The organism is Balneola sp. (assembly GCA_003712055.1).
In the GTDB taxonomy this organism is placed as follows: Bacteria; Bacteroidota; Rhodothermia; order Balneolales; family Balneolaceae; genus RHLJ01.
Map to the genome: position 1 here is coordinate 709493 of RHLJ01000001.1, position 25812 is coordinate 735304.

At 38.4% G+C, this 25812-nt stretch carries 23 protein-coding genes; 9 read left to right on the forward strand and 14 right to left on the reverse strand.

Going from position 1 to position 25812, the window contains the following annotated elements; genetic code table 11:
• Positions 1 to 47: 47 nt before the first annotated feature.
• From ED557_03140 to ED557_03155, 4 genes are read right to left on the reverse strand one after another with little or no spacing between them, the layout of a single operon-like run.
• Positions 48 to 1265, reverse strand: a complete 1218-nt coding sequence (locus ED557_03140; protein ID RNC85784.1) for a flavodoxin-dependent (E)-4-hydroxy-3-methylbut-2-enyl-diphosphate synthase — start codon at positions 1263 to 1265, stop codon at positions 48 to 50.
• A 9-nt stretch (positions 1266 to 1274) separates the two neighbouring features.
• Positions 1275 to 2138, reverse strand: coding sequence for a rhomboid family intramembrane serine protease (locus tag ED557_03145; protein RNC85785.1), 864 nt, complete (start codon positions 2136 to 2138; stop codon positions 1275 to 1277).
• Positions 2139 to 2161: 23 nt separating this feature from the next.
• Positions 2162 to 2782, reverse strand: a complete 621-nt coding sequence (locus tag ED557_03150) for a rhomboid family intramembrane serine protease (protein ID RNC85786.1) — start codon at positions 2780 to 2782, stop codon at positions 2162 to 2164.
• 11 nt (positions 2783 to 2793) lie between these two features.
• A complete protein-coding gene (locus ED557_03155) occupies positions 2794 to 4281 on the reverse strand; it encodes an FAD-binding protein (GenBank protein ID RNC85787.1) in 1488 nt (495 codons plus the stop codon).
• A gap of 54 nt (positions 4282 to 4335) precedes the next feature.
• Here ED557_03155 and ED557_03160 point away from each other — a divergent pair, with 54 nt between their 5' ends.
• A complete protein-coding gene (locus ED557_03160) occupies positions 4336 to 4917 on the forward strand; it encodes a DUF1572 domain-containing protein (GenBank protein RNC85788.1) in 582 nt (193 codons plus the stop codon).
• 113 nt (positions 4918 to 5030) lie between these two features.
• Here ED557_03160 and polA read toward each other — a convergent pair whose 3' ends face one another.
• Complete coding sequence (gene polA / locus ED557_03165; protein RNC85789.1) at positions 5031 to 7784, reverse strand: DNA polymerase I; 2754 nt, start codon at positions 7782 to 7784, stop codon at positions 5031 to 5033.
• A gap of 154 nt (positions 7785 to 7938) precedes the next feature.
• On the opposite strand from polA, the gene ED557_03170 reads away from it, so the two are divergent.
• A complete protein-coding gene (locus ED557_03170) occupies positions 7939 to 9123 on the forward strand; it encodes a serine/threonine-protein phosphatase (protein ID RNC85790.1) in 1185 nt (394 codons plus the stop codon).
• Here ED557_03170 and tkt read toward each other — a convergent pair.
• From tkt to ED557_03215, 9 genes are all read right to left on the reverse strand, one after another.
• Positions 9120 to 11111: a transketolase gene (gene tkt / locus ED557_03175; protein RNC85791.1), complete on the reverse strand. Its 1992-nt coding sequence runs from the start codon at positions 11109 to 11111 to the stop codon at positions 9120 to 9122. The genes ED557_03170 and tkt overlap by 4 nt on opposite strands.
• Positions 11112 to 11256: 145 nt before the next feature.
• Positions 11257 to 12264 (reverse strand): hypothetical protein, encoded by a 1008-nt coding sequence (locus ED557_03180; GenBank protein RNC85792.1) that lies wholly within the window; start codon positions 12262 to 12264, stop codon positions 11257 to 11259.
• A gap of 132 nt (positions 12265 to 12396) precedes the next feature.
• Positions 12397 to 13098, reverse strand: coding sequence for a TIGR00730 family Rossman fold protein (locus ED557_03185; protein ID RNC85793.1), 702 nt, complete (start codon positions 13096 to 13098; stop codon positions 12397 to 12399).
• A gap of 7 nt (positions 13099 to 13105) precedes the next feature.
• Positions 13106 to 13702 carry a hypothetical protein gene (locus tag ED557_03190; protein ID RNC85794.1) on the reverse strand — a complete coding sequence of 199 codons (597 nt, stop codon included), beginning with the start codon at positions 13700 to 13702 and terminating at the stop codon, positions 13106 to 13108.
• On the reverse strand, positions 13689 to 14612 hold the full coding sequence (locus ED557_03195; protein ID RNC85795.1) for a ParB/RepB/Spo0J family partition protein: 924 nt from the start codon (positions 14610 to 14612) through the stop codon (positions 13689 to 13691). Before ED557_03195 ends, ED557_03190 begins: the two co-directional genes overlap by 14 nt.
• 6 nt (positions 14613 to 14618) lie before the next feature.
• Positions 14619 to 15413 carry a ParA family protein gene (locus ED557_03200; GenBank protein RNC85796.1) on the reverse strand — a complete coding sequence of 265 codons (795 nt, stop codon included), beginning with the start codon at positions 15411 to 15413 and terminating at the stop codon, positions 14619 to 14621.
• A gap of 154 nt (positions 15414 to 15567) precedes the next feature.
• Positions 15568 to 16131: a hypothetical protein gene (locus ED557_03205; protein RNC85797.1), complete on the reverse strand. Its 564-nt coding sequence runs from the start codon at positions 16129 to 16131 to the stop codon at positions 15568 to 15570.
• Positions 16118 to 16762 carry a sigma-70 family RNA polymerase sigma factor gene (locus ED557_03210; protein RNC85798.1) on the reverse strand — a complete coding sequence of 215 codons (645 nt, stop codon included), beginning with the start codon at positions 16760 to 16762 and terminating at the stop codon, positions 16118 to 16120. The genes ED557_03205 and ED557_03210 overlap by 14 nt, the downstream gene beginning before the upstream one ends.
• 233 nt (positions 16763 to 16995) lie before the next feature.
• On the reverse strand, positions 16996 to 18843 hold the full coding sequence (locus ED557_03215; protein RNC85799.1) for an excinuclease ABC subunit C: 1848 nt from the start codon (positions 18841 to 18843) through the stop codon (positions 16996 to 16998).
• A gap of 198 nt (positions 18844 to 19041) precedes the next feature.
• On the opposite strand from ED557_03215, the gene ED557_03220 reads away from it, so the two are divergent.
• The 7 genes from ED557_03220 to ED557_03250 all read left to right on the forward strand — a co-directional run bounded on the left by ED557_03220 (position 19042) and on the right by ED557_03250 (position 25795).
• The gene (locus tag ED557_03220; GenBank protein ID RNC85800.1) at positions 19042 to 19509 is read left to right on the forward strand and encodes a hypothetical protein; all 468 of its coding nucleotides are present in this window, start codon (positions 19042 to 19044) and stop codon (positions 19507 to 19509) included.
• 254 nt (positions 19510 to 19763) lie between these two features.
• The gene (locus tag ED557_03225; GenBank protein ID RNC86154.1) at positions 19764 to 19943 is read left to right on the forward strand and encodes a hypothetical protein; all 180 of its coding nucleotides are present in this window, start codon (positions 19764 to 19766) and stop codon (positions 19941 to 19943) included.
• Positions 19943 to 20635, forward strand: a complete 693-nt coding sequence (locus ED557_03230) for a hypothetical protein (GenBank protein ID RNC85801.1) — start codon at positions 19943 to 19945, stop codon at positions 20633 to 20635. The genes ED557_03225 and ED557_03230 overlap by 1 nt, the downstream gene beginning before the upstream one ends.
• 36 nt (positions 20636 to 20671) lie before the next feature.
• Positions 20672 to 21598: a hypothetical protein gene (locus ED557_03235; GenBank protein ID RNC85802.1), complete on the forward strand. Its 927-nt coding sequence runs from the start codon at positions 20672 to 20674 to the stop codon at positions 21596 to 21598.
• Between the two features lie 149 nt (positions 21599 to 21747).
• Complete coding sequence (locus ED557_03240; GenBank protein ID RNC85803.1) at positions 21748 to 22209, forward strand: DUF4442 domain-containing protein; 462 nt, start codon at positions 21748 to 21750, stop codon at positions 22207 to 22209.
• 337 nt (positions 22210 to 22546) lie between these two features.
• A complete protein-coding gene (locus tag ED557_03245) occupies positions 22547 to 24943 on the forward strand; it encodes a DUF2339 domain-containing protein (protein ID RNC85804.1) in 2397 nt (798 codons plus the stop codon).
• A gap of 111 nt (positions 24944 to 25054) precedes the next feature.
• Positions 25055 to 25795, forward strand: coding sequence for a hypothetical protein (locus ED557_03250; GenBank protein ID RNC85805.1), 741 nt, complete (start codon positions 25055 to 25057; stop codon positions 25793 to 25795).
• Positions 25796 to 25812: the final 17 nt, after the last annotated feature.

Below are 25812 nucleotides of genomic sequence, written 5' to 3' on the forward strand. Positions count from 1 at the left end.
AATGTAAGAAGGGTCAAATTTTGCGCACGATTAAACCTAGTCGTTTTTTATTTTTTTGAATAGGTAGTCGAGATGTAGTCATTTAGTATTTTTCGGAATTCTCCTCCGATGTTATCCCCTTTCAAAGTAGTGGAATGTTCTCCATCTATATACACCGGAGCTTTCGGTTCTTCAAATGTTCCGGGCAGTGAAATTCCAATATTGGCAGCTCTTGATTCACCTGGGCCATTCACTACACATCCCATCACTGCAACGTCCATTTCTTCTACACCGGAATAAATGTCCTTCCACACAGGCATAGATTCTTTGATATAGTCTTGAATCTCTTCCGCCAATTCTTGGAAATAAGTACTCTTTGTTCTTCCACACCCTGGGCATGAAGTAACTTGAGGAAGGAAGCTTCTAATTTTTAGTGACTGAAGAATTTGTTGTGCTACCTGAACCTCCAAAGCTCGATCGGCACCTGGTTGAGGAGTAAGAGAAACCCGAATCGTATCACCAATGCCTTGCTGAAGAATTACGGATAAAGCGGCTGAACTTGCTACCATCCCCTTCATTCCCATTCCTGCTTCTGTAAGTCCAACATGAAGAGGATAAGGAACTACTTCAGACATTCGAGTATATACTTCAATTACATCCTGAACCCCGGACATTTTACAGCTAATGATAATCTTATTGGAAGCAAGGCCAACATCCTCTGCTATTTCTGAAGACCTTCTTGCACTTTCTATCATGGTATCGAACATCACCTCTTTTGCAGACTTTGGTAAAGAAAGCTGGTTATTCGCATCCATTTTTTCGGCAAGAAGCTGCTGGTCTAGTGACCCCCAGTTCACCCCAATCCGAACTGGCTTGTCATATTTAATTGCTTGCTCAACAATTGTCGCAAAGTTTTTATCCCTTGTCTTGGTACCAGTATTCCCTGGGTTAATCCGGTATTTAGCTAGAGATTCAGCCATCTCCGGATATTTTGTTAATAACACATGTCCGTTGTAGTGAAAATCTCCAATTAGGGGAACTGTAACCCCTCTGTTAATAAGCTTTTCTTTAATGTAAGGTACAGCTTTAGCTGCAGCGTCATTATTAACTGTAATACGAACCAGCTCAGAACCAGCAAGGTGTAGGTGATCAATTTGATCAACTGTTTCATCAACATCAGCGGTATCCGTATTAGTCATAGACTGAACAACAATTGGAGTTCCTCCTCCAATTGCGACATCCCCTACCATAACTTTAATGGTCTCTTTTCTTTCTATTCCAAACATTCTATCGCCCTAATCCTTTTTACTTAGTTCAAATAGTTTTCTTTTTTCTTCTTTTGTAAGTGAGTCATATCCCTTTTTTGAAATTTTTTCCAGTATCTCATCCAGCTCACTTTGGTCTATTTCCTCAACAATATTTGCATCGCTGACAATGCTCATTTTTTTGTTTCTTGTCTTTGGCTTTGACGCAGACGGTGTAGGTTTAATTTTTCGGAATAGATATTCGAAATATCGGGGAATAAGGCTTAAATCAAACCCATTTGCATGCGCTCTCATAAGTAAATAACCGCCTAATGCTCCCCCTAAATGCACAATTCTGGCAACTTGTCCTCCACTGTTCAAGAAAATAATATCCAGTGCTATTAATCCTCCTACTACAAAACGAGCTTCAATTGGTGGAAGAAGAAACAACATTATCGGGGTTCTTGGGAAAAGCATAGCGAAGGCAACCATAACTCCAAATACTGCTCCGGATGCTCCTATTACTAATGTTGATTCTGCGGCAAAACTGACTACTACATCAACTAAAGCGCCAGCTAGACCGGCTCCCAAATAAATAGTGAGAAAACTTCTGGAACCTAGCCTCTCTTCAACCGGGCGACCCATCCACCACAACCAGAGCATATTGAAGACAAAGTGGAACAGATTCTCCATTGAATGAAGAAACATATAAGTCAGTATTCTCCAAGGCTGCGTAATGGTAACTAAAGCATCTGTATTAAGCCCCAAATACTCTGCTAGGTCGACTCCAAATAAAGAGAATGTTGCTAACTGTGCAACAAGTACTCCAGCATTCAAAAGTATAATAACCCTCAATGCATCTGGCATTGCTGCAAAGCCCCTCTTAACACTATATCCAAACGAGTTATTAGCCATCTTTCTTCTTATCTATTTCACTCCTAGTAATGCATCGGTTTTTTAATTTTCCAAATTTTGATAAGGATAAATCCAATCACCAAACCACCCAGGTGAGCAAAATGAGCTACTCCACTTTCTACCCGAGACAATCCTGAGAACAACTCAATCACTCCATAAATTCCAACAAAATATTTTGCCTTAATCGGAATTGGAGGAAATAAAAGTATGATGTAGCGATCCGGAAACATCATACCAAAACCCAATAATATTCCAAATACTGCCCCAGAAGCTCCAATTGTAGCCGCTCCGGAAAAAATTAAATGTATAATTCCAGCTCCAATACCTGTTAGAAAATAGTACATCAAAAATCTTCTAGTACCCCATAAATTTTCAAGAGATTGGCCAAATATCCAGAGAGCAAAAAGATTAAAGAATATATGGCTCATATCGGCATGGAGAAACATATACGTAACAAGCTGCCAAGGCATGAAGCCATCACCAACAGGTTGGAGTACTAACAAATTAGAAAACATTGCTCCTATAGGAGTCCATCCACCATATATACTTGTAGTCGCAAAAAAGAAAATACCATTCCATATAAGAAGGTATTTTACTGCTGGTGGGAATACCGAAAACCGGGTATTAGGTTGAAACTGATCCAAGAAATTACTGTTTAGGAATAATTTTTTACAATGCGGGAATATACGTTTATACCACTTAAAGTTACGCCAGGAATTCCCTGCCCTGGATAGGTAGTGTCGCCAACCAAATACAATCCTTGAAAAGGAGTTTGGCTCGGTGACCACTTTAGCAAGCTCCGTGCCATGCTTTGAGGGATTCCCCCTACCCTGCCTTTTTTTCGGTATACCCAATTCTCCCAGGTTACCGGAGTAGCTGTATGAATTAATTTTAGTTCCGATTCCTTAAAACCCGGAAGTCTTTCTGAAAGTAACTGAAGAATAAACTTTTGTACTTCTTCTTTATTCAAATCATATGTTCCATTCATTGAAAACCAATACTCAGGATTAGCATGACAAGAGACATTAAGTGTTCGATTTCCATTTGGTGCTCTCTTTTCATCACCTTTTTGAGACATTGATACAAAGACAGATTCTGAGTTGGTAAATGGAACTGTCTCTTCATTTGAGAGGTGAATTTGATGATGCAGCTCCATGTTTTGAGGATAGGTATCAGTAGTTACGATACCTAGGGTAATTGCTCCCCATGCTTTATCATATTCTTGGGATTCTTTTTCGAAATAAGATTTCACCTCACCTAAACTAAGTTCAGACATATTCCAAATTGGAAGATTAGACACCACAATTGGGACTTTATAACTATTTCCTTTCTTGGTTTTAACGATATACTCTTCTCCTTCCTGTTCGATTCCAGTGACTGCTTCTTTAGTATGTAGCTTTCCACCTTTCTGTTCCACAAAATCACGAATTGAATAAATCATCTCTATTAATCCTCCTGGAACGTAGTAATTGGAATAATTCGTGTAAGTGAGTCCCGGAGCCCCGAACAAAAATGGGGTATCCATAGAATTAGCCTGGGCAGTAATCATCAGTTGCTCATCTAAAAAACGAAGAAATTTAGGAGTTGCTACCTCTAAGTGTTCTGCTAATTGATTTACAGATTTGAATGCATATTTGAGTACCCAAACATCTAATGGATTATTTGAAGTAAAAAGACTAATCCAATCACTTATACTTTTAGGGGGGAAGAAGGTGTTCTTTAACGAAACTCTCCAAACTATGTCAGATAAAGAAAATGCCAGCTCCCAAAATCTTCTTTGTCCATCTGGATTTCCAAATACTCGAATAGCTTCCTCAATCCATTTTTCCCGGTTTTTGAAACGAGTGATCCGCTCTCCATCTAAATTAATACTCATTGAGGGGCTTAACTCTTTTCGTGGGATCTTTAACCCCGTTTCTTTTTCCAAATACCAAAGCGGCTGATTTTCATCAAAGCCAATTAGTGTTGTCGCTCCTGATTCAAAGATATACCCCTTTCTCGGATAGGACGAACTACACCCTCCGGGATGGAGTGCTGCTTCCAGGATTAATATCTTATACCCTGCATTGGATAATAGCGCTGCTGCGCTCATCCCTCCCATTCCAGATCCAATAACTACAATATCATATTCTGTAGAAATCATGCTTACTGAACAACAGGAACTTTCCAGTCATTCCTCTGTTTAGTATACTCGATTATGATTGAGAACTACCTTGAAAGCGTCCGAAAACAATTCGAGTACTACAAGTTGCTTGGTGAACGAACTTTTGACCAATTAGAAGATGAAGACCTGTTCTGGGAGTATAACCCGGAAAGTAATTCCATTGCCATTATCGTGAAGCATTTATGGGGAAATATGCTTTCCCGTTGGACGGACTTCCTCACTACTGATGGTGAAAAAGAATGGAGAAACCGCGACACCGAGTTTGAGGCAGACATCACCACAAGAGGAGAAATGATGGAAAAATGGGATGAAGGCTGGACGTGTTTATTTGCTGCCATTAATTCTGTCCATGAAGAGCACTTTGATCAGCTCGTTTACATCCGGAATATGGGGCACACAATACCTGAGGCAATCAACCGGCAACTTGCTCACTATTCCTATCACATTGGTCAGATTGTATACATCGGGAGAATGAAAAAGGGAGATGCATGGAGAAGCCTATCCGTCCCAAAAGGCGGAACCGCTGCCTATAATGCTGAGAAGTTTAGTAAGGGAAAACGGAGAGCTCACTTTACGGATGAATTGATGGATAATGACAATAAAAACCAAGGATAAGTCATCCTGAACTTGATTCAGGATCTTTATAGAGCCCATTAAAGAGTGTTACCTATTAAGCAAATCAAAGCTAATTCATAAGATTCCGAAACAAGTTCGGAATGACTAAAGTCCTAATGCGCCTCTAACCAATTATCTCCAATCCCGGCTTCTACTTTTAGTGGCACATCCATTGCGAAAGCCCCTTCCATTAACGCTTCAATTTTAGCTGGCACCTCGTCCAGTTCGCTTTCATGGATTTCAAAAATCAATTCATCATGAACCTGTAAAAGCATCCGGCTTTTTTTGTTGTTGGATTGTAGCCAGTTATGAATATGAATCATCGCCAGCTTAATAATATCTGCCGCAGTTCCTTGAATAGGCATATTGATGGCAACTCGTTCTGCAAAACCTCTTTTCGTCCAGTTACTCGAATTGATATCCGGGATATATCTTCTTCTGCCAAGCAGAGTTTTTACATACCCATGCTCTTTTGCAAATACTTGGGTCTCTGTAATATAGTTCTGGATATTAGGAAAGCGATTAAAGTACTCATCAATCATCTCCTTACCCTCACTATTTTCGATTCCAAGATTTTGGGCAAGTCCATAGGCACTTAATCCATAAGGAATACCAAAATTTACTTCCTTAGCTTTGCGCCGGTGGTCTTGCGTCACTTCATCCAGTGAATCTAGATGAAAAATCTCCTTGGCTGTGCGAGCATGAATATCCTCTCCTTGCCGGAAGGCTTCGATCATCGCTTCATCTTTGGCGATATGGGCAATTACCCGAAGTTCTACTTGCGAATAATCAGCTGACATAATCTTAAATCCTTCCTCGGCAATAAATGCTTTTCGGATTTCCCTTCCTCTTGCTGTTCGGATTGGAATGTTCTGGAGATTGGGATTGGATGAAGCCAATCTACCAGTCGCTGCTACGCTTTGATTGAAGTCGGTATGTACACGGTTAGTGTCTACATTTATCATCGAAGGCAGAGCATCTACATAGGTAGATTTAAGCTTAGCCAGAGAGCGGTATTCCAGGATCAAGCTTGGAATCTCATATTTAACTGCAAGTTTTGTGAGCACAGCTTCATTGGTAGAGTATTTCCCGGTTTTAGTTTTCTTTCCTGCCGGCAATCCGAGTTTATCAAATAATATATCTCCTAACTGAGCAGGAGAATTGATATTGAACTCCTGCCCTGCTTTTTCGTAAATCTCAGCCTCTAGCTTTCGAATGTCTTGCTCCAATTCTCCAGAAAAGCTTACAAGCATATCCTCATCTAATCGAATCCCCTGGAATTCCATATCCCCCAACACTTCCATAAGTGGGAAATCAACCTGATCCGATACCTCGTTAAGTTCATCTTCTTTCATCTTCTTACTTAACACTTGATAAAGTTGGAGAGTAATATCTGCATCTTCACAAGCATAGAGATAAACTTCCTCAGGAGTTAAATCCGCCATCGACTTCTGAGCTTTTCCTGTCCCTATCAAATCAACAATTGGTACTGGTTCATAACCCAGGTACTTTTTTGAAAGCTCATCCATTTTGATTTTCTGGCTCGCATCTACCAGATAAGCAGCAACCATGGTATCAAAAGGTCTACCGTGTATACTTATACCATGCCTGGACAGAATGGTATAATCGAATTTATAATTATGGGCAACCTTCAGCGAGTCTTCATTTTCAAATAATGGCCTTACTAACTCTAATACTTCTTTCTCATTTAGACCTCCTGCAACATTAACCGGGATATAGTATCCAGTTCCGGGATTTAAGGAGAATGAAAGCCCCACCATACCAGCAGAAATTGGATCCGGAGAATCAGTCTCACTATCAAAACAAAGAACCTTTGCCTTCTCTAATTCTTTGACGAGTTCCTTAACCCGATCTATGGAATTTACAAGCTCATAGTTATTATTCTCAGTATCCAGCTTTTTCAGCTCTTCCTGCTCTCCAATTGAACCAAACAGATCTACTTGGTCACCTGACTTTTCAGCTACTGGCCCCTGCTCTCCTAAATACTTTCTGGTTAAGGTTCTAAACTCCATCTTTTTGAAGAATAGTCCGAGATCCTTTTTTTCAAAAGAACTCCATACCAGCTGCTCCCAATCAGCGGTATCTGGCACATCGGTTTTAATAGTAACCATAAACTTGGCATGCATTGCCTGATCAGCGAATTCTTGCAGCCCCTCACGTTGACGTTTGGCCGTTATGGCATCAGCCTGAACAATACATTCTTCCAATGATCCAAATCGTTCAATTAAGGCCGGAGCTCCCTTTTTCCCAATTCCCGGAACGCCAGGTATATTATCAACGGTATCTCCAAGAATGGCTAACACATCGATAACTTTCTCTGGATATACCCCGAAATACTCTTTCACCCCTTCTCTATCGACAATATCGAATCCCCCATCTTTATTATTTGGCTTCATCATTTTAATATGGTCATGAACCAACTGCATAAAGTCTTTATCAGGGGTAACTAGCATCACATCTACATCATCTGCATTCGCGTTCGAAGCAATAGTACCTATGATATCGTCGGCTTCAAATCCATCTTGTTCAATATTCTTTATTCCCCAGGCCTCCAACATCTCCTTAATAAGGGGAATACCAATCGTTAGTTCCTCAGGTTGAGGAGGTCGCTGAGCCTTATAAGATTCGTCCTTAATATGCCTAAAAGTTGGAGCATGGGTATCCCAAGCCACTGCAATATGAGTAGGTTTTTGCTCATCCAACATCTTCTCTAATGTATTAGCAAAACCAAGTACAGGACCTGTAGGAATCCCTTTACTGTTTTTAAGATTTGCATTTATGAATGCAAAATGAGCACGGTAAGCCAGTGCCATACCATCCAGTAGAAAGAGAAGTTTTTTGGACATAGACTGAGTGAATTTTCAAGTGAAGCTAATAGATTTGATGGACATTAACAGATCAAAATGAAGCAACTTTGGGCTTAAAAGCTTTCCCAATTGCAAAACTTTTTGCCTATTATTACGAACACTGCCCCCATTCAATTAACTGAGTCAGTACACATTGAGTTTAAAGAACGAAGCACAGTCGGGTTACGGAACCAAAAAATTCTATCAGGAATACGTATCAGGTATGAGCCGGGAGCGTATCTCCAAAGAACTCACCGCTGATTCGGAACGTCTCAAACTTCTCTACAAAGAAGCCGTTGAGGATATGGAACGTCAGCAGGGACAACAGCTCCCTGGTCATATAAAATTTATGAGGCTGTTTTCGGATTTGACTCAACGCCTTAATCCAACACGACGACTTGCTTTCGGGGTTGGTTCAGTAAGTTTTGTTGGACATTACATACTCAGCTTTTTCGGGCTTTCTGAGTTTGTATTCTTTACCCCTTTGATGTTACCTCTTGCTTTCTCTTCCATGTTCCTACTCTTACTTGTAGAATTACTGGAGAAATCGGATGTACAAAAAGAAATTGATTTAGCCAGAGACATCCAGCTAAGCTTACTTCCCGGCACTTCTTTAAATAAGGATAACCTGGAAGTTTATTCTTTTGCTCATACAGCAAAAGAAGTTGGTGGTGATTATCTGGATGTTATTGATACCGAATCGGGTACTTACGTTGTAATTGCTGATGTTTCGGGAAAAGGATTGAGTGCAGCTTTATATATGGTAAGGATGCAGGCCTTAGTAAACCTTCTGGTACAAAAAGAGCGTCCATCTCCAAAGGACCTTTTCTTGCAGCTGAACGATTTCGTCAAGAGCAATAGTAAGGATAAAACCTTTGTTACCGGTTGTGTGGCTTTCTTTCCAAATGACAAAGAAGAATTTGAGTACGTCCGTGCCGGACATAATATTCCCGTTTATTATAGTCGCGAACGTGATGCTACGTTTAACCTAAAGGCCAATGGATTTGCGCTTGGTATGACTTCTACAAATATGCTCAGTCAGCATTTAGAGGTAAAACGATTCCATTTTAAACCGGGAGATTCTGTGCTTCTTTATACTGATGGATTAAATGAAGCCCGCAATGAACGTAGCGAGGAATACGGAGAAGAGCGTATCGAATCATTAATGGAAATCTACGGTTCGCTTCACGCTAAAACAGTTGTACAAAAAATTCAGTCTTCACTCGAAGCTTTTATAGGCACCACTCAGCCTGCTGATGATATCACCTTTACGTGCATTCACCGTCCTGAAAATGTAAATACCCCAAAGCTAATTGAAGAAGCAAAAGAGATGAGCTAGCTTAGTACAGCTTTAACCATCTCTTCTGAAGTAATCCCAAAGTGCTGGTACAATTCTCCTGCGGGTCCCGATTCACCAAAAGTATCAATACCAACTGATTTACCTGCTGGACCAACATATTTTGACCATCCAAACGTAGTCCCCGCTTCTATTGATACTCGATTAGTCACTGAAGAAGGTAATACTTGCTCCTGATATTCAGCACTTTGTTGATCGAATAATTCCCAGGAAGGCATACTCACTACTCGAGCATCGATACCTTTTTCTTTTAAGGTTTCTTTTGCATTAACTGCTAGGTGTAATTCTGAGCCAGTTCCAATAAGGATAACATCAGGAGTCTCTTTTTCTGAATCAGCAAAAATATATCCTCCTTTTTCTACCATCGAAGCAGGATTCTTTTCATTACGATCGTAAGTTGGAATTCCTTGCCTTGTAAGCACAAGTACTGAAGGACCGGTTTTATGTTCGATGGCCTTTTTCCAGGAGTAAGCAACCTCATTAGCGTCACCAGGACGAAGTACTAACACATTTGGCATAGCTCTTAAACTTGCCAGGTGTTCAACGGGTTGATGAGTAGGTCCATCTTCTCCTAACCCGATACTGTCATGCGTCATCACAAAAATGGATGGAACCTTCATAAGTGCAGCTAATCGAATAGAAGGACGACAATAATCAGTAAACACAAAGAAAGTACCTCCAAAAGGGATTACACCTCCGTGTAAAGCCATTCCGTTTAATGCCGCTGCCATTCCATGTTCCCGGACACCATAATGAGTATTTCGGCCACCGTGATTTTCTGAGCTAAATATACCTTCACCATCAAGTTTAGTTTTTACACTTCCCTCTAAATCAGCAGACCCTCCTAACATGTTAGGAACTGTATCTTTAATTGCATTAAGGACTTTGCCTGAAGAAGCTCTAGTAGCCATTCCTTTTGAATCAGCTTCAAAAACAGGAAGGGCATTCTCCAATTCATCAGAAATCTCCCCATTTATCCATTGTGTAAATTGAGAAGCTTTTTCCGAATTATCAGTTGAGTATTCCTCAAATAGTTTATTCCATGAAGCTTCCGCTTCTCCGCCTTTCTCAATCTCATTTCTAAAAACCTCTAGTGCCTTTTCAGGAACGAAGAATGATTTTTCTGGATCCCATCCGTAACCTTCTTTAGTGAGTTTAATTTCATCTTCTCCTAACGGAGAACCATGCGAACCTGCCGTATCCTGTTTATTTGGACTCCCATAACCGATGTGGGTTGTACAAACAATCAAACTCGGTTGCTCGGTAGACTGAGCTTCCTTAATTGCAGTTTCAATCTCATTGTGATTATGGCCATCAATTTTTAGCACATGCCAGTTATATGCTTCAAATCGTTTGGCAACATCTTCTGTGAAAGCAAGATCGGTTGAACCATCAATAGAAATAGAATTTGAGTCATATAAATAGATCAATTTTCCCAACTGTTGGTGACCAGCAAAAGAAGCCGCTTCGTGCGAAATACCCTCCATCAGATCTCCATCGCTCACAATTGCGTATGTATAATGATCTACTAAAGTATGAGATACAGTATTAAACCTGGACGCTAAAAACCGTTCAGCCATCGCCATGCCTACACCAGTTGCAAAGCCCTGGCCTAGCGGACCTGTAGTTGTTTCTACTCCGGGAGTCATGCCGTATTCCGGGTGCCCAGGCGTCTTACTCCTTGTTTGTCTAAAATCTTTTAAATCATCCATACTTACATCATACCCAGTAAGATGAAGTAAACTATAAATCAACATTGAGCCATGGCCAGCAGAAAGTATAAATCGATCACGGTCAGCCCAATTTGGATTTTTTGGGTTATGTTTCAGGAATTTGGTCCAAAGTACGTAGGCCACATCGGCCATTCCCATTGGCATACCTGGATGACCTGAATTTGCTTTTTGTACCCCATCCATCGAAAGTGTTCTTATTGTGTCTGCACAGAGTTGACCAAGACTGGAATTGGACATAAGAAGAGAAGATTTTTAGTTAGTTTTTTGGTGTTGGAAGATAGGCATTTTTTATTGAGCAAAATACCGCAAATTTTAGGAGAATTTTGCGCATAAAAAAAGCCCTCAAGAAAATTGAGGGCTTAAATTCTTATTAGAATTTCAATTATCTAGCGCTTTCACACTTCAATTCAAATTCCATTTTATGCTCAGCTGGAGCTTTAAAAGATCCATAAGAAGCGCTCTTCAAAGCATCACAAGCCTGACCTTTATCATTCTTTGCTTGATAAGCCACTCCTAATTCAAAATAAATTTTAGCTTTATCAGTGTTACCACCTTGCTCAAAATTTAGAGCCTGGCTCGCATAAGAAATCGCGTTGTCCCGGTTACCTAGCTTGTTTGAAGCTTCCGATAATCGGTAATAAGAATCTGCAGAGGAGCTATTATAATCTAGTGATCTCGTAAGCATGTCAATAGCGCTGGTATTTTGACCCTGCTCAATTGCTTTAGAACCTCTGAAAAGTAATTCTGCATGTGCAGATTCAGTAGCTTGTCTAACTACTCCACCATCGTTTACTTGCTCACCTACAGCAATAGCGCGATCGAACCAGGAAATAATTCCTTCAAGATCATTTGCGTTAGTTTTCTTGTGAACAAGACCTTTCTGGTAGTATGCTTTGGCATAGTTAGCATTGGTCTCGATTGCTTTGTTTAGGGCTTCATCAGCACCAGCAAAATCTTCTCTTTTGAAAAGCATTGTTGCTTTTTGATAATGTAATTGAGCCAGAACTCCACGAGCTCTATCTCTGATTTCAGTATCTCCTGAATCATCACCTACAGTTCGGGCTTCATCAAATTCCGCTACAGCAGCGTCAAGACTTGGAATACTTGGTGAACCTTTAAATACATTATAAGCAGCTACTGCTTTAGAGAAATACAGTCTTGGGATAGCTTTTTCTGAACGTTGCTTAATATCATTTCCATCTGCACCCAAACCATCAGCAATAGTAATTGCTTCTTTGTATTTGTCAATTGCAGCTTGAAAATCTTTAGCTTGAGCTAATTCTAAAGCTTCATTATAAGCAGTGATCGCTTCAGAATTGTCTTGGGCTTGTACAGCAATTGAACCCAAAGTAAAAACAGTGATTAATAGTAGTCTCTTTAAATCCTTCATAATTGTTTTATTTTATTCAGTTCGGATAAGTAAGCAATTTAATAAAAAATGCTTTTTTAATTAAAACCTTTAACTCATTAAAATTTAAAATTATTGTTATCTAGTCCATTCATGCGATGCTAATCTCCCTGACTAGTAATGGAAATTAGGCATAGGCTCATGTTTTTGGTAATAATCACAAATGTGATCTACCCCTTCTTCACAACTATCTGTAACGAAAAAAAGATCCGTATCGTTTTCAGAAATTGTTCCCCATGATTTCATTGTGTCAGAAATCCAGTCAATTAGCCCTGACCAATACTCCTTGCCAAATAAAACCACGGGTATCTTTGAGATTTTTTTTGTTTGAATTAATGTGAGGCTTTCAAATAATTCATCTAATGTTCCAAAGCCTCCCGGAAATACAACCAGGGCTTGTGAATACTTCACGAACATGACCTTTCTCACAAAAAAATAATTGAAATAGATTGCATATTCGGAATCAACGTAGTCATTAATACCTTGCTCATGAGGTACAATGATACCCACTCCAACAGATTTCCCTTCACTTTCATGAGCTCCTTTATTAGCACCTTCCATAATACCAGGGCCACCACCTGTTATAACTCCAAAGCCTTTCTCTACCAGCTTAGATGCAAATTCTGATGAAAGCTTATAGTATTTGTCTTCGGGCTTAGTCCTCGCAGAACCAAATATAGTTACACATGGACCAATCTTAAAAAGCTTGTCATATCCTTCAACAAACTCTCCCATGATTTTGAATATACTCCATAAATCATTTGCAGATTCACCTCTGTAGTTCTCAGGAATTTTCTTAAAGCTACTTTTTTCCATAGTTGTATTAGAATGAGATCGATAAGGATAATGCAGGAATAGGTTGATCTGTAGAAGTCAAAATTATATCGGGCTTCATTTCAGGTCTAAGTGATAAGTCATCTGAAACATCAAATGATCTTAAATGGGCAAATACATAAGCATCTATGGCATTCAGCGCATAAGCCAATGCAATAGTCACATATATAAAATCCCTTCTGTTCCTTAAAAAATTCCGTTGAGATTTTAAACTTTGAGAAGTGATGCCATCTAAATAAGCAGGAGTTTGACCAAATCTAAAATCATCATTCGACAGATTATAAAAAGCAGCTCTATAATCATGGTAATCTTTGGTAAGACTAATACTGTAATAAGTCAGCCCACCTAAAAGACCGTAAACAATAGGAACCTTCCAAGCTTGTTTGTTTGTAATCTGTCCCCACCCTGGTACAATGAGTGATTTCCGCAATACACTTTTTGGATCTGGATATACATCAACAACCTCATCCTGAACGATGGTTATTGAATTTGGAAGAAAAGAAAGGTTGGAAGAAATCTCTTGTGCCATCGTAGCCGATGGGAATAAGAAAAATAACACTATTAGGAAGCTCTTAAATGGAGTCAAAAATAGCCAGGATTCGTTCGAGGTCGTCTTCTGAATAATACTCGATGTTGATTTCACCACCCTTTGCCTTAGGTTTGATTTTCACTTTTGTGCTAAAAGTACGTCTCAACCTGGCAGAAATTTCATCATAGAGAGGATCATTAGCAGGTTTGGTAGGTTTCTTCTTTTTCGTGGGTGCGCTTAAATTCCTGACTGCATCCTCTACCTGACGAACCGACCACCCTTGCTTTATTATTCTGGAAAGTAGCTTTTGTTGAACTTGAACATCATCTATAGTGATTAGTGCTCTGGCATGACCAGTAGTTATTTGGTTTAACACTAACGAAGCCTGAATAAAATCAGGGAGATTCAATAACCGCAACATATTGGTAACAGTGGTTCTGTTTTTCCCAACTTTCTCAGCTACTTCGGCCTGGGTATAGCTGAATTCTTCCAATAACCGTTTATATGCAAATGCTACTTCCAACGGATTCAACTCCTCTCGTTGAATATTTTCAACCAAAGCAAAGGCCATACTTTGCTCATCATCTGCTTCCCTTACGTAGGCGGGAATATCTTCCAAACCAGCCAACTTAGCTGCCCTAAGCCTTCGCTCACCGCTAATTAGCTCAAATCGTTTTTCCCCAATATATCTAACAGTTATCGGCTGAATTAGCCCATGTTTTTTTATGGAATCGGAAAGTTCATCCAGACGCTCTTCATCAAACTCTTTTCTTGGCTGATGAGGATTTGCTCTGATATGATCTACAGGCACATCAAGAACAATATTAATTCGTTCTTCAAGTGTGGTAAGGTTTTTTTCAACTCCTTGCTTCACTTTTTTAGGAGTTGATCCCTCTTTTTTCCCTTCCGCTTCATATTCAGGGAAAAAAGCGCCTAAACCTCTACCGAGTACTTTTTTACTCGCCATGCAAATTTAATTTAGAACAGGGCTGTTCTTGAACAGCTTTTTATTTTTCTTGATAATTTCTCGAGCAAGAGATAGATAATTCTTGGCGCCAACGCTAGTCGAATCATATAACAGTGCTGGTTTTCCAAAACTAGGAGCCTCAGCCAATCGAACATTTCGCGAAATCACAGACCTAAATACTCTATCATCAAAATATCGTTTCACTTCCTCAGCTACCTGGTTTGAAAGTCTGGTACGTGTGTCGTACATAGTCAGAAGTACACCTTCTATATCCAATTCCGGATTTAGATGCTGTCTTACAATCTTGATCGTATTTAGTAACTGACCCAAGCCTTCAAGAGCGAAATATTCACACTGAACAGGTATTACAATCGAATCTGATGCTGTTAATGCGTTTATTGTTAATAAGCCAAGAGAGGGTGGGCAATCAATGATAACAAAATCATAGCGCTCCCTTACATCAGCTATTGCCCGCTTAAGAATACGTTCCCTTTCTTCTCGATCAATCATTTCAATTTCCGCACCTACCAGGTTGATATGCGCTGGAATCAGATCAAGAAAATCGAGTTCTGTCTGTCTGATAGAATCACTTACTTCGGTACTACCGATCATAATCTCATAAATCGAGTTTGTAACCGTTTTCGCATCAATTCCTAATCCACTGGTAGTATTACTTTGTGGATCGATATCGATCACCAGAGTTGCATGTTCAATCGCAGCCAAGCTAGCTGCCAGGTTAATTGCCGTGGTGGTTTTTCCAACCCCACCTTTTTGATTAGCAATGGCAATAACTTTACCCATTAATGATTATCTCGCTTTATGAAATGACTATTTTTTTACAAAAATCCAATATAAAGCGAGCCTCTCTTGGTTACAAAAAAACTTATTAACACCTAGGCCAAAAGTTATCCACAAAAAAAGCCCCTCACATTTTAATATGAGGGGCTTTTAATACCTAATTCGATGAACTCGTGAGGATTATCGTCCTATTTGAGGACTCGAATCCGGTTTGTTCATTTACCAGCTTGAGCTTGGAATAGCTATCCTCCACCTCTTGCTGAATTGGTTCAGGATTATCCTGCTGGATTGAAGTTCCTGCAAAGTGAATCATATTACTACGATCGACCCAAGGCTCAACTTCTTCAACTCCGTTTACTATAGTAGGTGAGACTCCAGGTATATCTGAATCAGTCCCACCGAAAAAGTAAACTCCTGAAGAAACCATAAGGATCAATACAGCCGCTGCTGCTACCGAACGAGACAAATAAAACGTCCATTTCTTAGAACGATTTAGCATCTCTTGCTGAACCTGCGCAGCTTCGCTTACTATTTTATCTACTAAATGGGCTGGTGGTTCTTTAAGCGGCAACTTGCCAAGTTTTTGATAAGTTTTGCGAAGACTTTCTACCTCAATCAAAAGGTTTTCATCTTCCATCATCTCCCGCTCGAATTCGATCTCCTCTGAGGGATCCATTTCCCTCATCAGATATCGAATACAAACACTTTCAGTTTTTTGCATGTTTAAGCTCTAGTTGTCTTTCCTCTTCAAAGTACTTTCGAAGATTTATTAACGCATATCTCATTCGGCCTAGTGCCGTATTTATTGATACATTAGTTAATTCTGCGATTTCTTTAAAGGGCATTTCATAATAATGCCTCAAAAGTACAACGGATCTTTGTTCCTCAGGTAGTTTGGAAATATGTTTCATCAGGCTGGCTTTCATTTCTTTGTCCACCATCTGGTTATCCGCATCCACAACACTTTCATCTTCTAGTCGATCAAAGTAATCTGCCTTAGAATCTTCTTCGTCGTACCAAGAGTTAACGTCGATAAAACGTTTTTGTTTTCTAATATGATCAATTGTTGCATTATGAGCAATTCGCATTACCCATGCGATCCATTTACCTTGTTCGTTGTAAGTATCATCCATTTTGGTAACTACTTTGGTAAAGGTTTCCTGAAAAATATCGTTAGCTGTTTCAGTATTTGTTACCATGCTATATATATAGGAGTATACTTTAGCCTGGTGGCGATTCATTAATTCATTAAAAGCAGCTTCATCTGCTTTTCTTCGGAAAAGCTTAACCAATTCCTGGTCTTTTAAGCTTGAATAGTTTTGTTTGCCTGTATGTCTTTTAATTAGTTCCATAATGTTCACCCTTTAATTTGGGTTAGGCTCTTTGTTCAAGATAACCGAATCAAAACCTGTAACAGTTCGACTAAACAATCTTTAACAAAGAACGATTATACCTCAAATCAATGCTTTCTTTAGTTAGTATGAAGAGCAAAGCTTTTTGGCTTCGCTCATTTTACAATGTGAGACCCATGCTACATATCACATGATGATGTTAGTCCTCACATCATACTACACAAGCAGACGATTCAACCCCTAAAGTAGTTGTAGATTTTATCTCCGAGCTTTTTCCCGACAAGCTCTGTTAGTTTTTCTTTATCCGCCTTCTTGATTTCCTGAACAGAACCTAGCTCTTTAAGTAATAATTGAGAGGTTTTTTCTCCCACCCCTTCTATCTCGGTAAGCTCAGTAACGAATGTTCTCTTGGCTCTCTTTTTTCTGTGAAAAGTAATAGCAAAACGATGAGCCTCATCTCTTGCTTGTTGTAACAATTTTAATGCGGTTGATGTTTTAGGAATCATATATGCTTCCGACCGATTTGGAACAAATACTTCTTCTAGTCGCTTTGCCAAACCAATGATTTCACATTCTCCGTAGAAGCCGATCTCTTTCAAAGCCTCAACAGCCGAGCTCAACTGCCCTTTGCCACCATCAACAACAATCAGATCAGGGATTTGTAATCCGTCTTTCATTACTGCAGAGTAGCGCCGGGTTAGAATCTCTTTCATTGAAGCAAAGTCATCAGGTCCTTGCACTGTTTTGATATTGAATCTTTTATACTCACTCTTTCGAGGTTTTGCGTCTACAAAACTAACCATGGATGCCACGGCATCAGTCCCTTGAAAATTTGAGTTATCAAAACATTCGATTCTTCTTGGCAAACGTTTAAGCTTAAGATGCTCCTTAAGCTCTTTAACAGCATGCGGTATCCGATCCCTTTCTGCTTTTTCCTTCTCCAATTTTCTTTCATTAAGATGAAGGCGCGAGTTCGAAGTAGCCATCTTAATTAGTTGAGCCTTTTCCCCAATTTGAGGTACATGAACCGGTACTTTCTTCCCTCTTTCCTGATACAAGTAATCAATTAGAGGTTCATCGTCAGTTAATGTGTGGCTTAGATAAACCTCATCGGGAATGGCTGCTGTGTATTGCCCGGTATAATAATCCTCAACAAAAGACTGAAGCATATCACCTATAGTAAGTCCATCAATATTTTTAAGGAAACGGTGGAACTTCCCTATCATCTTGCCCTCTCTTACTTTGAAGAGTACTCCACAAGCTTCGCCTAGTTCAGGGTCTACTGCCAACGCAAATACATCCCTGTCTACCTTTTTATCGGCTACCATTTTCATTTTCTGGCTATACCGAGTCACAGCCTGTAGGCTATCTCTTAATTTTGCAGCTTCTTCAAATGCCATAGCATCAGATGCTATCTGCATCTCCTCTTTAATGTCTCTGATCAATGCTTCAGTCTGACCATTCAATAAGCGCTCTACTTTTTTTATGGAATCCTTGTATCGCTCTTCTTCCCAATCTCCTGAACAATTTTGCAGGTAATCATCAAAACAGGAATGCCATTTAGGAACACCTCTGGTCTTATCAATATTTTTTACAGATACCGCACAAGTGCACAAGTCGAATGCCTTTCGGATTGTATCCAGCATTCGCTTCATGGTGGTTACACTATCATAAGGACCGTAATATTTGCTTCCGTCTTTTATGATTGTCCGCGTTGGATATACCCTTGGCTTTGCATCATTTGTAATACAGATATATGGATAGGACTTATCATCCCGATACATGATGTTATACCGGGGCTGATACTGCTTAATAAAATTGTTCTCAAGAATAAGTGCTTCTGCCTCAGAATCAGTGACAACCACTTCCAGATCAACGATCTTGGAAACCATGGTTTTAATCCGCCCATCAGTAGGACGGGAATCCTGAAAATAAGAACGAACCCGATTTCTAAGCTTTTTTGCTTTGCCCACATACAGTACACTCCCACCCTTATCTCTATAAATATAGACTCCGGGAGACAGTGGCAGATTGGCTACTTTTTCTGAAAGAGGAATTGTGGAAGACTTGGTGCTGCTCATTAATGCAAAGATACAAAGAAAAGATATTCTGCTAAGGTCGTTTTCTTATGGCGATAAGGATATGATGAACTATTAGTTCATTAAATAGCCTTACTTATTTACTTTATTCTTAAGATTCTATGGCGTAGAATAAATTGAAGTTCGACTAAGTTTATTTTGACATCTTGTTATGTACAATAAAGACTAATAAAGCTTAAAATGAATATGGCTAGTTTTAATGAGAAAATTGATTCAACTTTTTTGGAATTACTAAAAGATTATAATTTCAAATATGCTCAGTCTAAAACTAAACCTGAAAATGGAGCTCTTGATATTCTCTATGATGATAAGCTTTCTATAAAAGTATATGACAAGTGCGGACATGGCTCAGGAATAACTATCAACTTGGCGGAGAATTATGATGAATCTATGTATAAAAATGACCTCTGTAATATCAATTGGGCTTTTCGATATTTCCAAATTGAACAAGCACCTATTTTTTTCGGAAGGGGTGAAACAGTTTATCAAAAAAACCTTCCAATAGTGACTGATAACATCAAACTCATTTTACCTCATTTAAGCAGACTAACCTTATCGGAATGGGGTGACTTGAAAGATTGGATAGAAAATGCATCAGAAGAAATACGAAAAAAGTACAGATCGAACCCTAGTAAATACTTTACCTAACAGGTGTCATAATATATTAGATAATGACTGAAGAGCACAGAATAATATTGATAGCAATTGAAAAAGAACTAAATCGAAATCCTGAGCTTCGATTTGGGCAAGCATTATTCAATCTGAGCATTAACGAATCTATAAATCCTGAAAACCTATCCAAGGCTGATTATAGAATGAGAGACATCCATGGAGATAAGGACTCGGAAATCATTACTCGAATTAGAAGACGGCAAGAATGGAGAGAACTTCAACAAAAAATCATGCGAGCACTTGAAAGACCAGAATTGAATGGAATTGTTGGTATGACAGTAAATGAACGGCTTTATGTTTCAGGGCTAATGGATGATTTCGACAAATACAAAAAGTCGAATCAGCAATTTGCCCGATTTATTCTAGAAAGACTGAAAGTTGATCCAAGCTCTATTGAGAAAATTTTGTAATGAAAACAAAGATTGGAATAGGAATTATAATTGCATCCTTCTTGATCTCCATAAACCCGTATCTACTCATTTTCGGAATTCCTTTATATATAATTGGCATTGTTATACTTCTTTTTTCCAACAGTAAGTTAAAGACAAAATTGATATGGATCTTTGCACCAATGATACTTTGGTATCCATTCACCCATTTGTTTTTCTATTTACTGGGAATAATTGGAACAGCAACTGCCCAGAAACTTGATTTAATATTTCCAGAGAACTTTGAAGGAAAAGTGATCGTAGTTTCAAATATGCCTTGTGGACAGGAAATCGATATCATTGATAATCGAGAACAATTACTAATTCCAGAAAACGGAGTTTTACTTTACAAAGGAAATCTCAAAAGCGGATATATTAACAATCGTTATTTCAAAATTGCCAATGACAGAAATAAAAGTGAAATCCCATTTCTAGCCAATCATATGTTTTGGGAAGATTCAAATAATAAGCCTAACGAGAGTATTGTCGGAATTTGGTTGGGGGGAGGAGGAACAAAATACAATCCGAATCCAAATGCCGGAATTAATTATTCATTCAGGGAATATTTGATTAGTTCAAAAGATAGTTTAAAAAAATGGGGTGAATTTAAATACTCGAGAGAACTAGAAAGATTAACTGATACCCTTGTAGCAAAATGTAAAAATGAAAACTAGCCGAATCGCTGAATATGATTTACTAAATCGAATCACGTGAAAAAACTATCACCAGAGTCTTTTCAAAGAGCTAAATCTTTCATCTTTAGCAAAGGCCGAATTCTTGACCAGCGGTTATTTGAATTCCATTTCGAGCATGGAAACAAGGACTCTGTTATTGAGGCTTTAGAAAAATTCCAAAATGAAGATGGAGGATTTGGAAATGCACTTGAACCCGATTTACGATCACCGCTATCTACTGTCTATACTACTTCTCAAGGCCTATTCCTTTTACGAAAAATTGGAGCCTCTTCAAAAGAAGCAATTGTTGCTAAAGCAATAGAATACCTGCTCAACTCCTACATTAAAGAGAGATCGATTTGGCCAATCATTCCTAGTGAAGCACTTAATTCCCCTCATGCCGGGCATTGGGATGAAATCATTGAAAAGGAGTTTGATAGCTTTTTCATCAACATGCGCGCCGGACTAGCTGGACATTTTTGGCACTATTCTGAACTTATACCAGATGGATTCGCTGAAAAGATTACTAAGAATGTCATGACTACTCTGCTTACTACACCGGATGAAAAACTCGGTTGGATATTTGATCTATGGAGTTATTTAGGGTTGATGGGTACAAAGAACCTCCCCGAAAACCACCGAAATGAAATCCTGAATAAACTGAGAAAAGTAATACCAGGTAAAGTTGAAAAGAATCCTGAGAAATGGACAATGATGAGTGTTTCCCCTTTAAATATGGCACCAACACCAGATTCACCTATAGTCTCGGTTATTGATCCTGAATTAATTCAACAAAATCTGGATTATGATATTGACCAACAGCTGGAGGATGGAATCTGGGCTCTTGATTGGTCATGGGAGCAGGATGATCCAGAAGCCTGGAAAGTTGCAGAGAAAGAATGGAAAGCTCATCTTGCCATCGGAAAACTGCAAACACTACAAGCCTATGAGCGGATTGTATGAATGCAATAAATTATTACACAATGGTTATTTGTTAATGGTTGTTTACCAATAACAAATAACCATTAACGAATAACAAAAACGCTGAGGTACTCTAAGTGAACAGAAAATGTGAACTATGTTTGATAATTTAATGTCATTTATACAATACCATGAATGCTGAATCCTTCGAACACATATTAAGAACCCAGATCCCAATCGCCTGGATTGCCGGGGTACGTTTTGAAAGTTATGATGGTGAAACTTTTAAAGTTTTTTTGGAGCATGACTTCCTAAATCAAAATCCATTTGGGAGTATATTTTGGGCCGTAGAAGGCATGGCCGCAGAGTTTGCAGGTGGAGTTATGCTATTGGATAAGATTGAAGCTACAGGGAAGAATATCTCTATGCTGGTAATTAATAACGAAGCCGTATTTAATAAAAAAGCGAAAGGGAAAATCATATTTACTTGTAACGAAGGGAAAAAGATTGAAGATGAGGTTCAAAAAACTATCGAATCTGGTACTCCTTCTGTATTTGAACTAACCAGCACGGGCACCGATGAATCTGGAGATGTGGTAGCTGAGTTTATATTCAACTGGAGTATTAAGGTGAGAGAACAATCTATAACTTAGTACTGGATACTCCTTTAGAAAGAAGAATCGCCTGAGATTAGTGATTCCTGGATAACGGAAAATAGAACCCCCCTTCATTTGCAAGCGTAGCGAAGCAATCTCAAAATGATTGCTCATAGGCTTACGATTGCTTCATTGCGAGCTCCTCACAAATGAAGAGCTTTAACATAATAGCTACCTGATAAACATTCAGTAGATATAACTCTTATTACAGTTTCAATATGAACTCATTTTGATTAATCTTAAGCCAGGTTTTTAAGAGCTGTTACTTAACATTATGAAGCAAAAGGATTAGTGATCGATAAGTATAGAAATATTAATTTATAGTTGATGTTGGATGAGCGAGAAAAATGACAGACTGGATCAACTTCAAAAAAAGCTTGAAGGTTTTCTTAACAGACAAGATGAAATGCGGAAAGAAGTACTTCTGCTCAGATCTGAAATAAGAGCTCTCAAACTAAAAGAGAAATTCAATACAGGAAAAACTGAGCTCCCTTCACCCGAAGCCGAAACTGTATCTATAGATCAAGAGAACATAAGTGAACAGGAATTAACGGAAATACCAAGCTATTCGACGGAATCAGCAGGACTAGAATCTATGGAAAGAGAAGCTGAATCTATGATTCCCTCTAAGAATCAATTCATAGATTCATTGGAAAAACCATCGGTAAACAGGTTATCTATTGAAAGACTGATTGGTGAAAATATCATCAATAAGATTGGGATTATTATAACAGTAATTGGCGTAGGTATCGGAACGAATTACGTGATTGAAAATGATCTCATTAGCCCCATTGCACGTATCATTCTGGGATATATATTTAGCTTTGGTTTATTAGGGGTTGCTTACCGGCTAAAGAATAAATATCTAAATTATAGCGCGGTACTAACGGGGGGTGCAATGGCATCCATTTACCTTATCACCTTTACTGCGTACAGTTTTTATGCCCTAATACCTGAACTTTTGACCTTTATTTTGCTGGTTATTATTACGGCAATAACTGTAGGAATAGCTCTTGGTTACAACAGAGAATGGATTTCAGTACTTGGATTAGTGGGAGGCTATGCTGTTCCATTCTTATTAGGAGATGAAACCGGAAGTACCCTTGTGTTATTCAGCTATGTCTTACTTATTAATCTTGGGGTTCTTTTGGTGGCTTTACAAAGGTATTGGCGGTTATTGTACTACTCAGCCTTCCTATTTACCTGGTCGATCTTTTTGTTTTGGTTCAACAATGGTTTTTCAGCAGAGACGGATATTACCTTAAGCCTAATATTTTCAGGGTTATACTTTCTGATTTTCTACCTATCAAATGTAGCCTATAAGATTCGTAGTAAGGAAGATTTTTCTTCTGTTGATATATCCAGCCTCCTTCTTAATAGTTTCCTTTTCTTCGGTGTTGGCTATGTAACATTGGATTCAAATCTCGAACATTTTCAGGGTTTATTTGCGGTAAGTCTAGCCTTAATACATTTCGTTGCCGGGCAAATTGTCAAGAGATTTGATCTTCCATCTGCTTCTTTGTTGAGTTTTATTAACGGACTTGTACTTGTATTTCTCACACTTGCCGTTCCAATCCAGCTTTCGGATGAATGGGTAACCATGGCGTGGAGCCTGGAGGCTTTGTTGTTAATTTGGTTAGGAAGAGTTAAGGGAATGAAGGTGTATGAAGCATTAGCATACCCTGTGATTTTTCTAAGTACAGGTTCCCTTATGTGGTACTGGATTGAGTTTCAGTTAATCGATTCCCCTCCTACAAGTACGCTTCCTTTTTTTAACTCTCTTTTTATCACCTTCCTAATTTTCTGGGCTGCTTTTATTGGTATACAAATTATCATTAATCAGAACCGTGAAAATACAGTGCTGGAATCCGGCAGATTATGGACTTCATTAATAGGTATCTGTATTCCGGTTATACTAATTGGTACTCTTTATCTGGACTTACGATTTGAAATATCCAGGATATTTACTTTTTGGGAGTCAAAAGTAGCACTTCAAAATGTAGGTTCAGAGTTTACAAGCAGTACGTACAACCCTTCCCATTCCTACTTCAGATCCTTATGGCTATTAAATTTCAACTTCGCCTTTCTAGCAATCGGTAATTGGGTAAATAATCGTTGGTTTAATAATAAAAGGGCTGAAAGAGTAACTCTCTTTTTCCTAGGATTATGCTTGATATTATTCTTCTTTGCCTTCTTTGACGAAGTGAAGTCACTTCGTCGATTATATATTTACAGCGGAGCACAAGATGCAGGAGGATTTGAACAGGGGATTGTAAATATCCTAAACCGATATGTGTTAATAGCTTTTGGAGCCTGGGGAGTTTTAAACCTTAAGGAACTGGTGCAAAAGCAGTTTAAGAAAACCACCTCCACCCTCTTTCTGGATCTCTTTATAAGTTTCACCATAATTTTTCTATTGAGTTCAGAGTTAATCCAGTGGTTAGACCTTTCCGGCTTTGAAAATTCTTACAAACTAGGGCTTAGCATCTTATGGGGTATTTCTTCAATGGGTCTAATTTTCTACGGCATCATCCATAAAAAAGAACACTTGAGAATATTTGCAATGGCGGTTTTTTCAATAACGTTAATCAAATTGTTCTTTTACGATATCAGCCATCTATCTACCATTTCAAAGACCATCGTATTTATAGCACTGGGAGTTTTATTATTGGTTATTTCTTACATGTATAATAGATTTAAAGATCATATCTCAAATGGTTTCCAAGAATAGATTCCAAAGATCTATTAGATCAGAAAATCAAACACCAATTGAGTCCCCCCTTCCATTGGGTCTTTTAAAGACAACAAAAAAATTCTGCTGTAACTGGAACCTTTTCGAAAATTGAAGTTTAGATGGTCTTATGAATTAGAAATTAAATTTATGAAGCAAGGTTTTTTAAAAAACTCATTCTTGATAGTGTCTATTATACTTTCTCTTTTTGTTCTATTCTCGAGTAATTTTTTTTATTTACAGTATTCAATAATAGTTGGGCCATTCATTGATATTCTTCTCTTATCATTTGTTGGTACTCTTTCTTTTGTTCTTGCAATAATAATCTTGCTAGTAACAAGATTTAGAGATTTGAAATCCTATATCCCAATAACCATTCTAACTTGTTCGCTCATAATTCCTACAGTACCAGTTGGACATCACATCCATTTCTTTCTTAATAAAAATGATCTAGGGGAGATTATTAGTCTTGGTAGAGAAAGTAATATCTATCATTTAAGTGATTTAAGAAGATACATCAAGAACGTTAATGAATATCAAGTTTCTAATTCTATTAAACTCAGCAATATTAATGAAATAGAATTCTATTTTGGCTCTTATATTCGTGAATCTGGACTAAACATTGCTTCAATTAATGAATTGAGACAATTACTTATTTCCACAGATATTATTTCCTTTCAAACGAAAGACGATATCAACATTTTTATAGTTGATGGATTTATTGACAACGAGTATGGTTATATAAAAACTCAACAGCCTTTAAATGAAGGAAATCCAGTTCCAATTTTGGGGTTCGTAATTATAAACCTAATTGAACTGGATGATGGCTGGTATTTCTTTTATTCTACATAACGAAAATAGAAATCTTT

Bases quoted from the DNA above. Each gene is read 5' to 3' on its own strand.
- ED557_03220 (RNC85800.1), top strand. From the start codon at position 19,042: ATGAATATGGCTAGTTTTAATGAGAAAATTGATTCAACTTTTTTGGAA.
- ED557_03155 (RNC85787.1), bottom strand. From the start codon at position 4,281: ATGATTTCTACAGAATATGATATTGTAGTTATTGGATCTGGAATGGGA.
- ED557_03225 (RNC86154.1), top strand. From the start codon at position 19,764: ATGCGAGCACTTGAAAGACCAGAATTGAATGGAATTGTTGGTATGACA.
- ED557_03210 (RNC85798.1), bottom strand. From the start codon at position 16,762: ATGGAACTAATTAAAAGACATACAGGCAAACAAAACTATTCAAGCTTA.
- ED557_03160 (RNC85788.1), top strand. From the start codon at position 4,336: ATGATTGAGAACTACCTTGAAAGCGTCCGAAAACAATTCGAGTACTAC.
- ED557_03185 (RNC85793.1), bottom strand. From the start codon at position 13,098: ATGGAAAAAAGTAGCTTTAAGAAAATTCCTGAGAACTACAGAGGTGAA.
- ED557_03200 (RNC85796.1), bottom strand. From the start codon at position 15,413: ATGGGTAAAGTTATTGCCATTGCTAATCAAAAAGGTGGGGTTGGAAAA.
- ED557_03195 (RNC85795.1), bottom strand. From the start codon at position 14,612: ATGGCGAGTAAAAAAGTACTCGGTAGAGGTTTAGGCGCTTTTTTCCCT.
- tkt (RNC85791.1), bottom strand. From the start codon at position 11,111: ATGTCCAATTCCAGTCTTGGTCAACTCTGTGCAGACACAATAAGAACA.
- ED557_03205 (RNC85797.1), bottom strand. From the start codon at position 16,131: ATGCAAAAAACTGAAAGTGTTTGTATTCGATATCTGATGAGGGAAATG.
- ED557_03240 (RNC85803.1), top strand. From the start codon at position 21,748: ATGAATGCTGAATCCTTCGAACACATATTAAGAACCCAGATCCCAATC.
- ED557_03180 (RNC85792.1), bottom strand. From the start codon at position 12,264: ATGAAGGATTTAAAGAGACTACTATTAATCACTGTTTTTACTTTGGGT.
- ED557_03145 (RNC85785.1), bottom strand. From the start codon at position 2,138: ATGGCTAATAACTCGTTTGGATATAGTGTTAAGAGGGGCTTTGCAGCA.
- ED557_03245 (RNC85804.1), top strand. From the start codon at position 22,547: ATGAGCGAGAAAAATGACAGACTGGATCAACTTCAAAAAAAGCTTGAA.
- polA (RNC85789.1), bottom strand. From the start codon at position 7,784: ATGTCCAAAAAACTTCTCTTTCTACTGGATGGTATGGCACTGGCTTAC.
- ED557_03215 (RNC85799.1), bottom strand. From the start codon at position 18,843: ATGAGCAGCACCAAGTCTTCCACAATTCCTCTTTCAGAAAAAGTAGCC.
- ED557_03230 (RNC85801.1), top strand. From the start codon at position 19,943: ATGAAAACAAAGATTGGAATAGGAATTATAATTGCATCCTTCTTGATC.
- ED557_03140 (RNC85784.1), bottom strand. From the start codon at position 1,265: ATGTTTGGAATAGAAAGAAAAGAGACCATTAAAGTTATGGTAGGGGAT.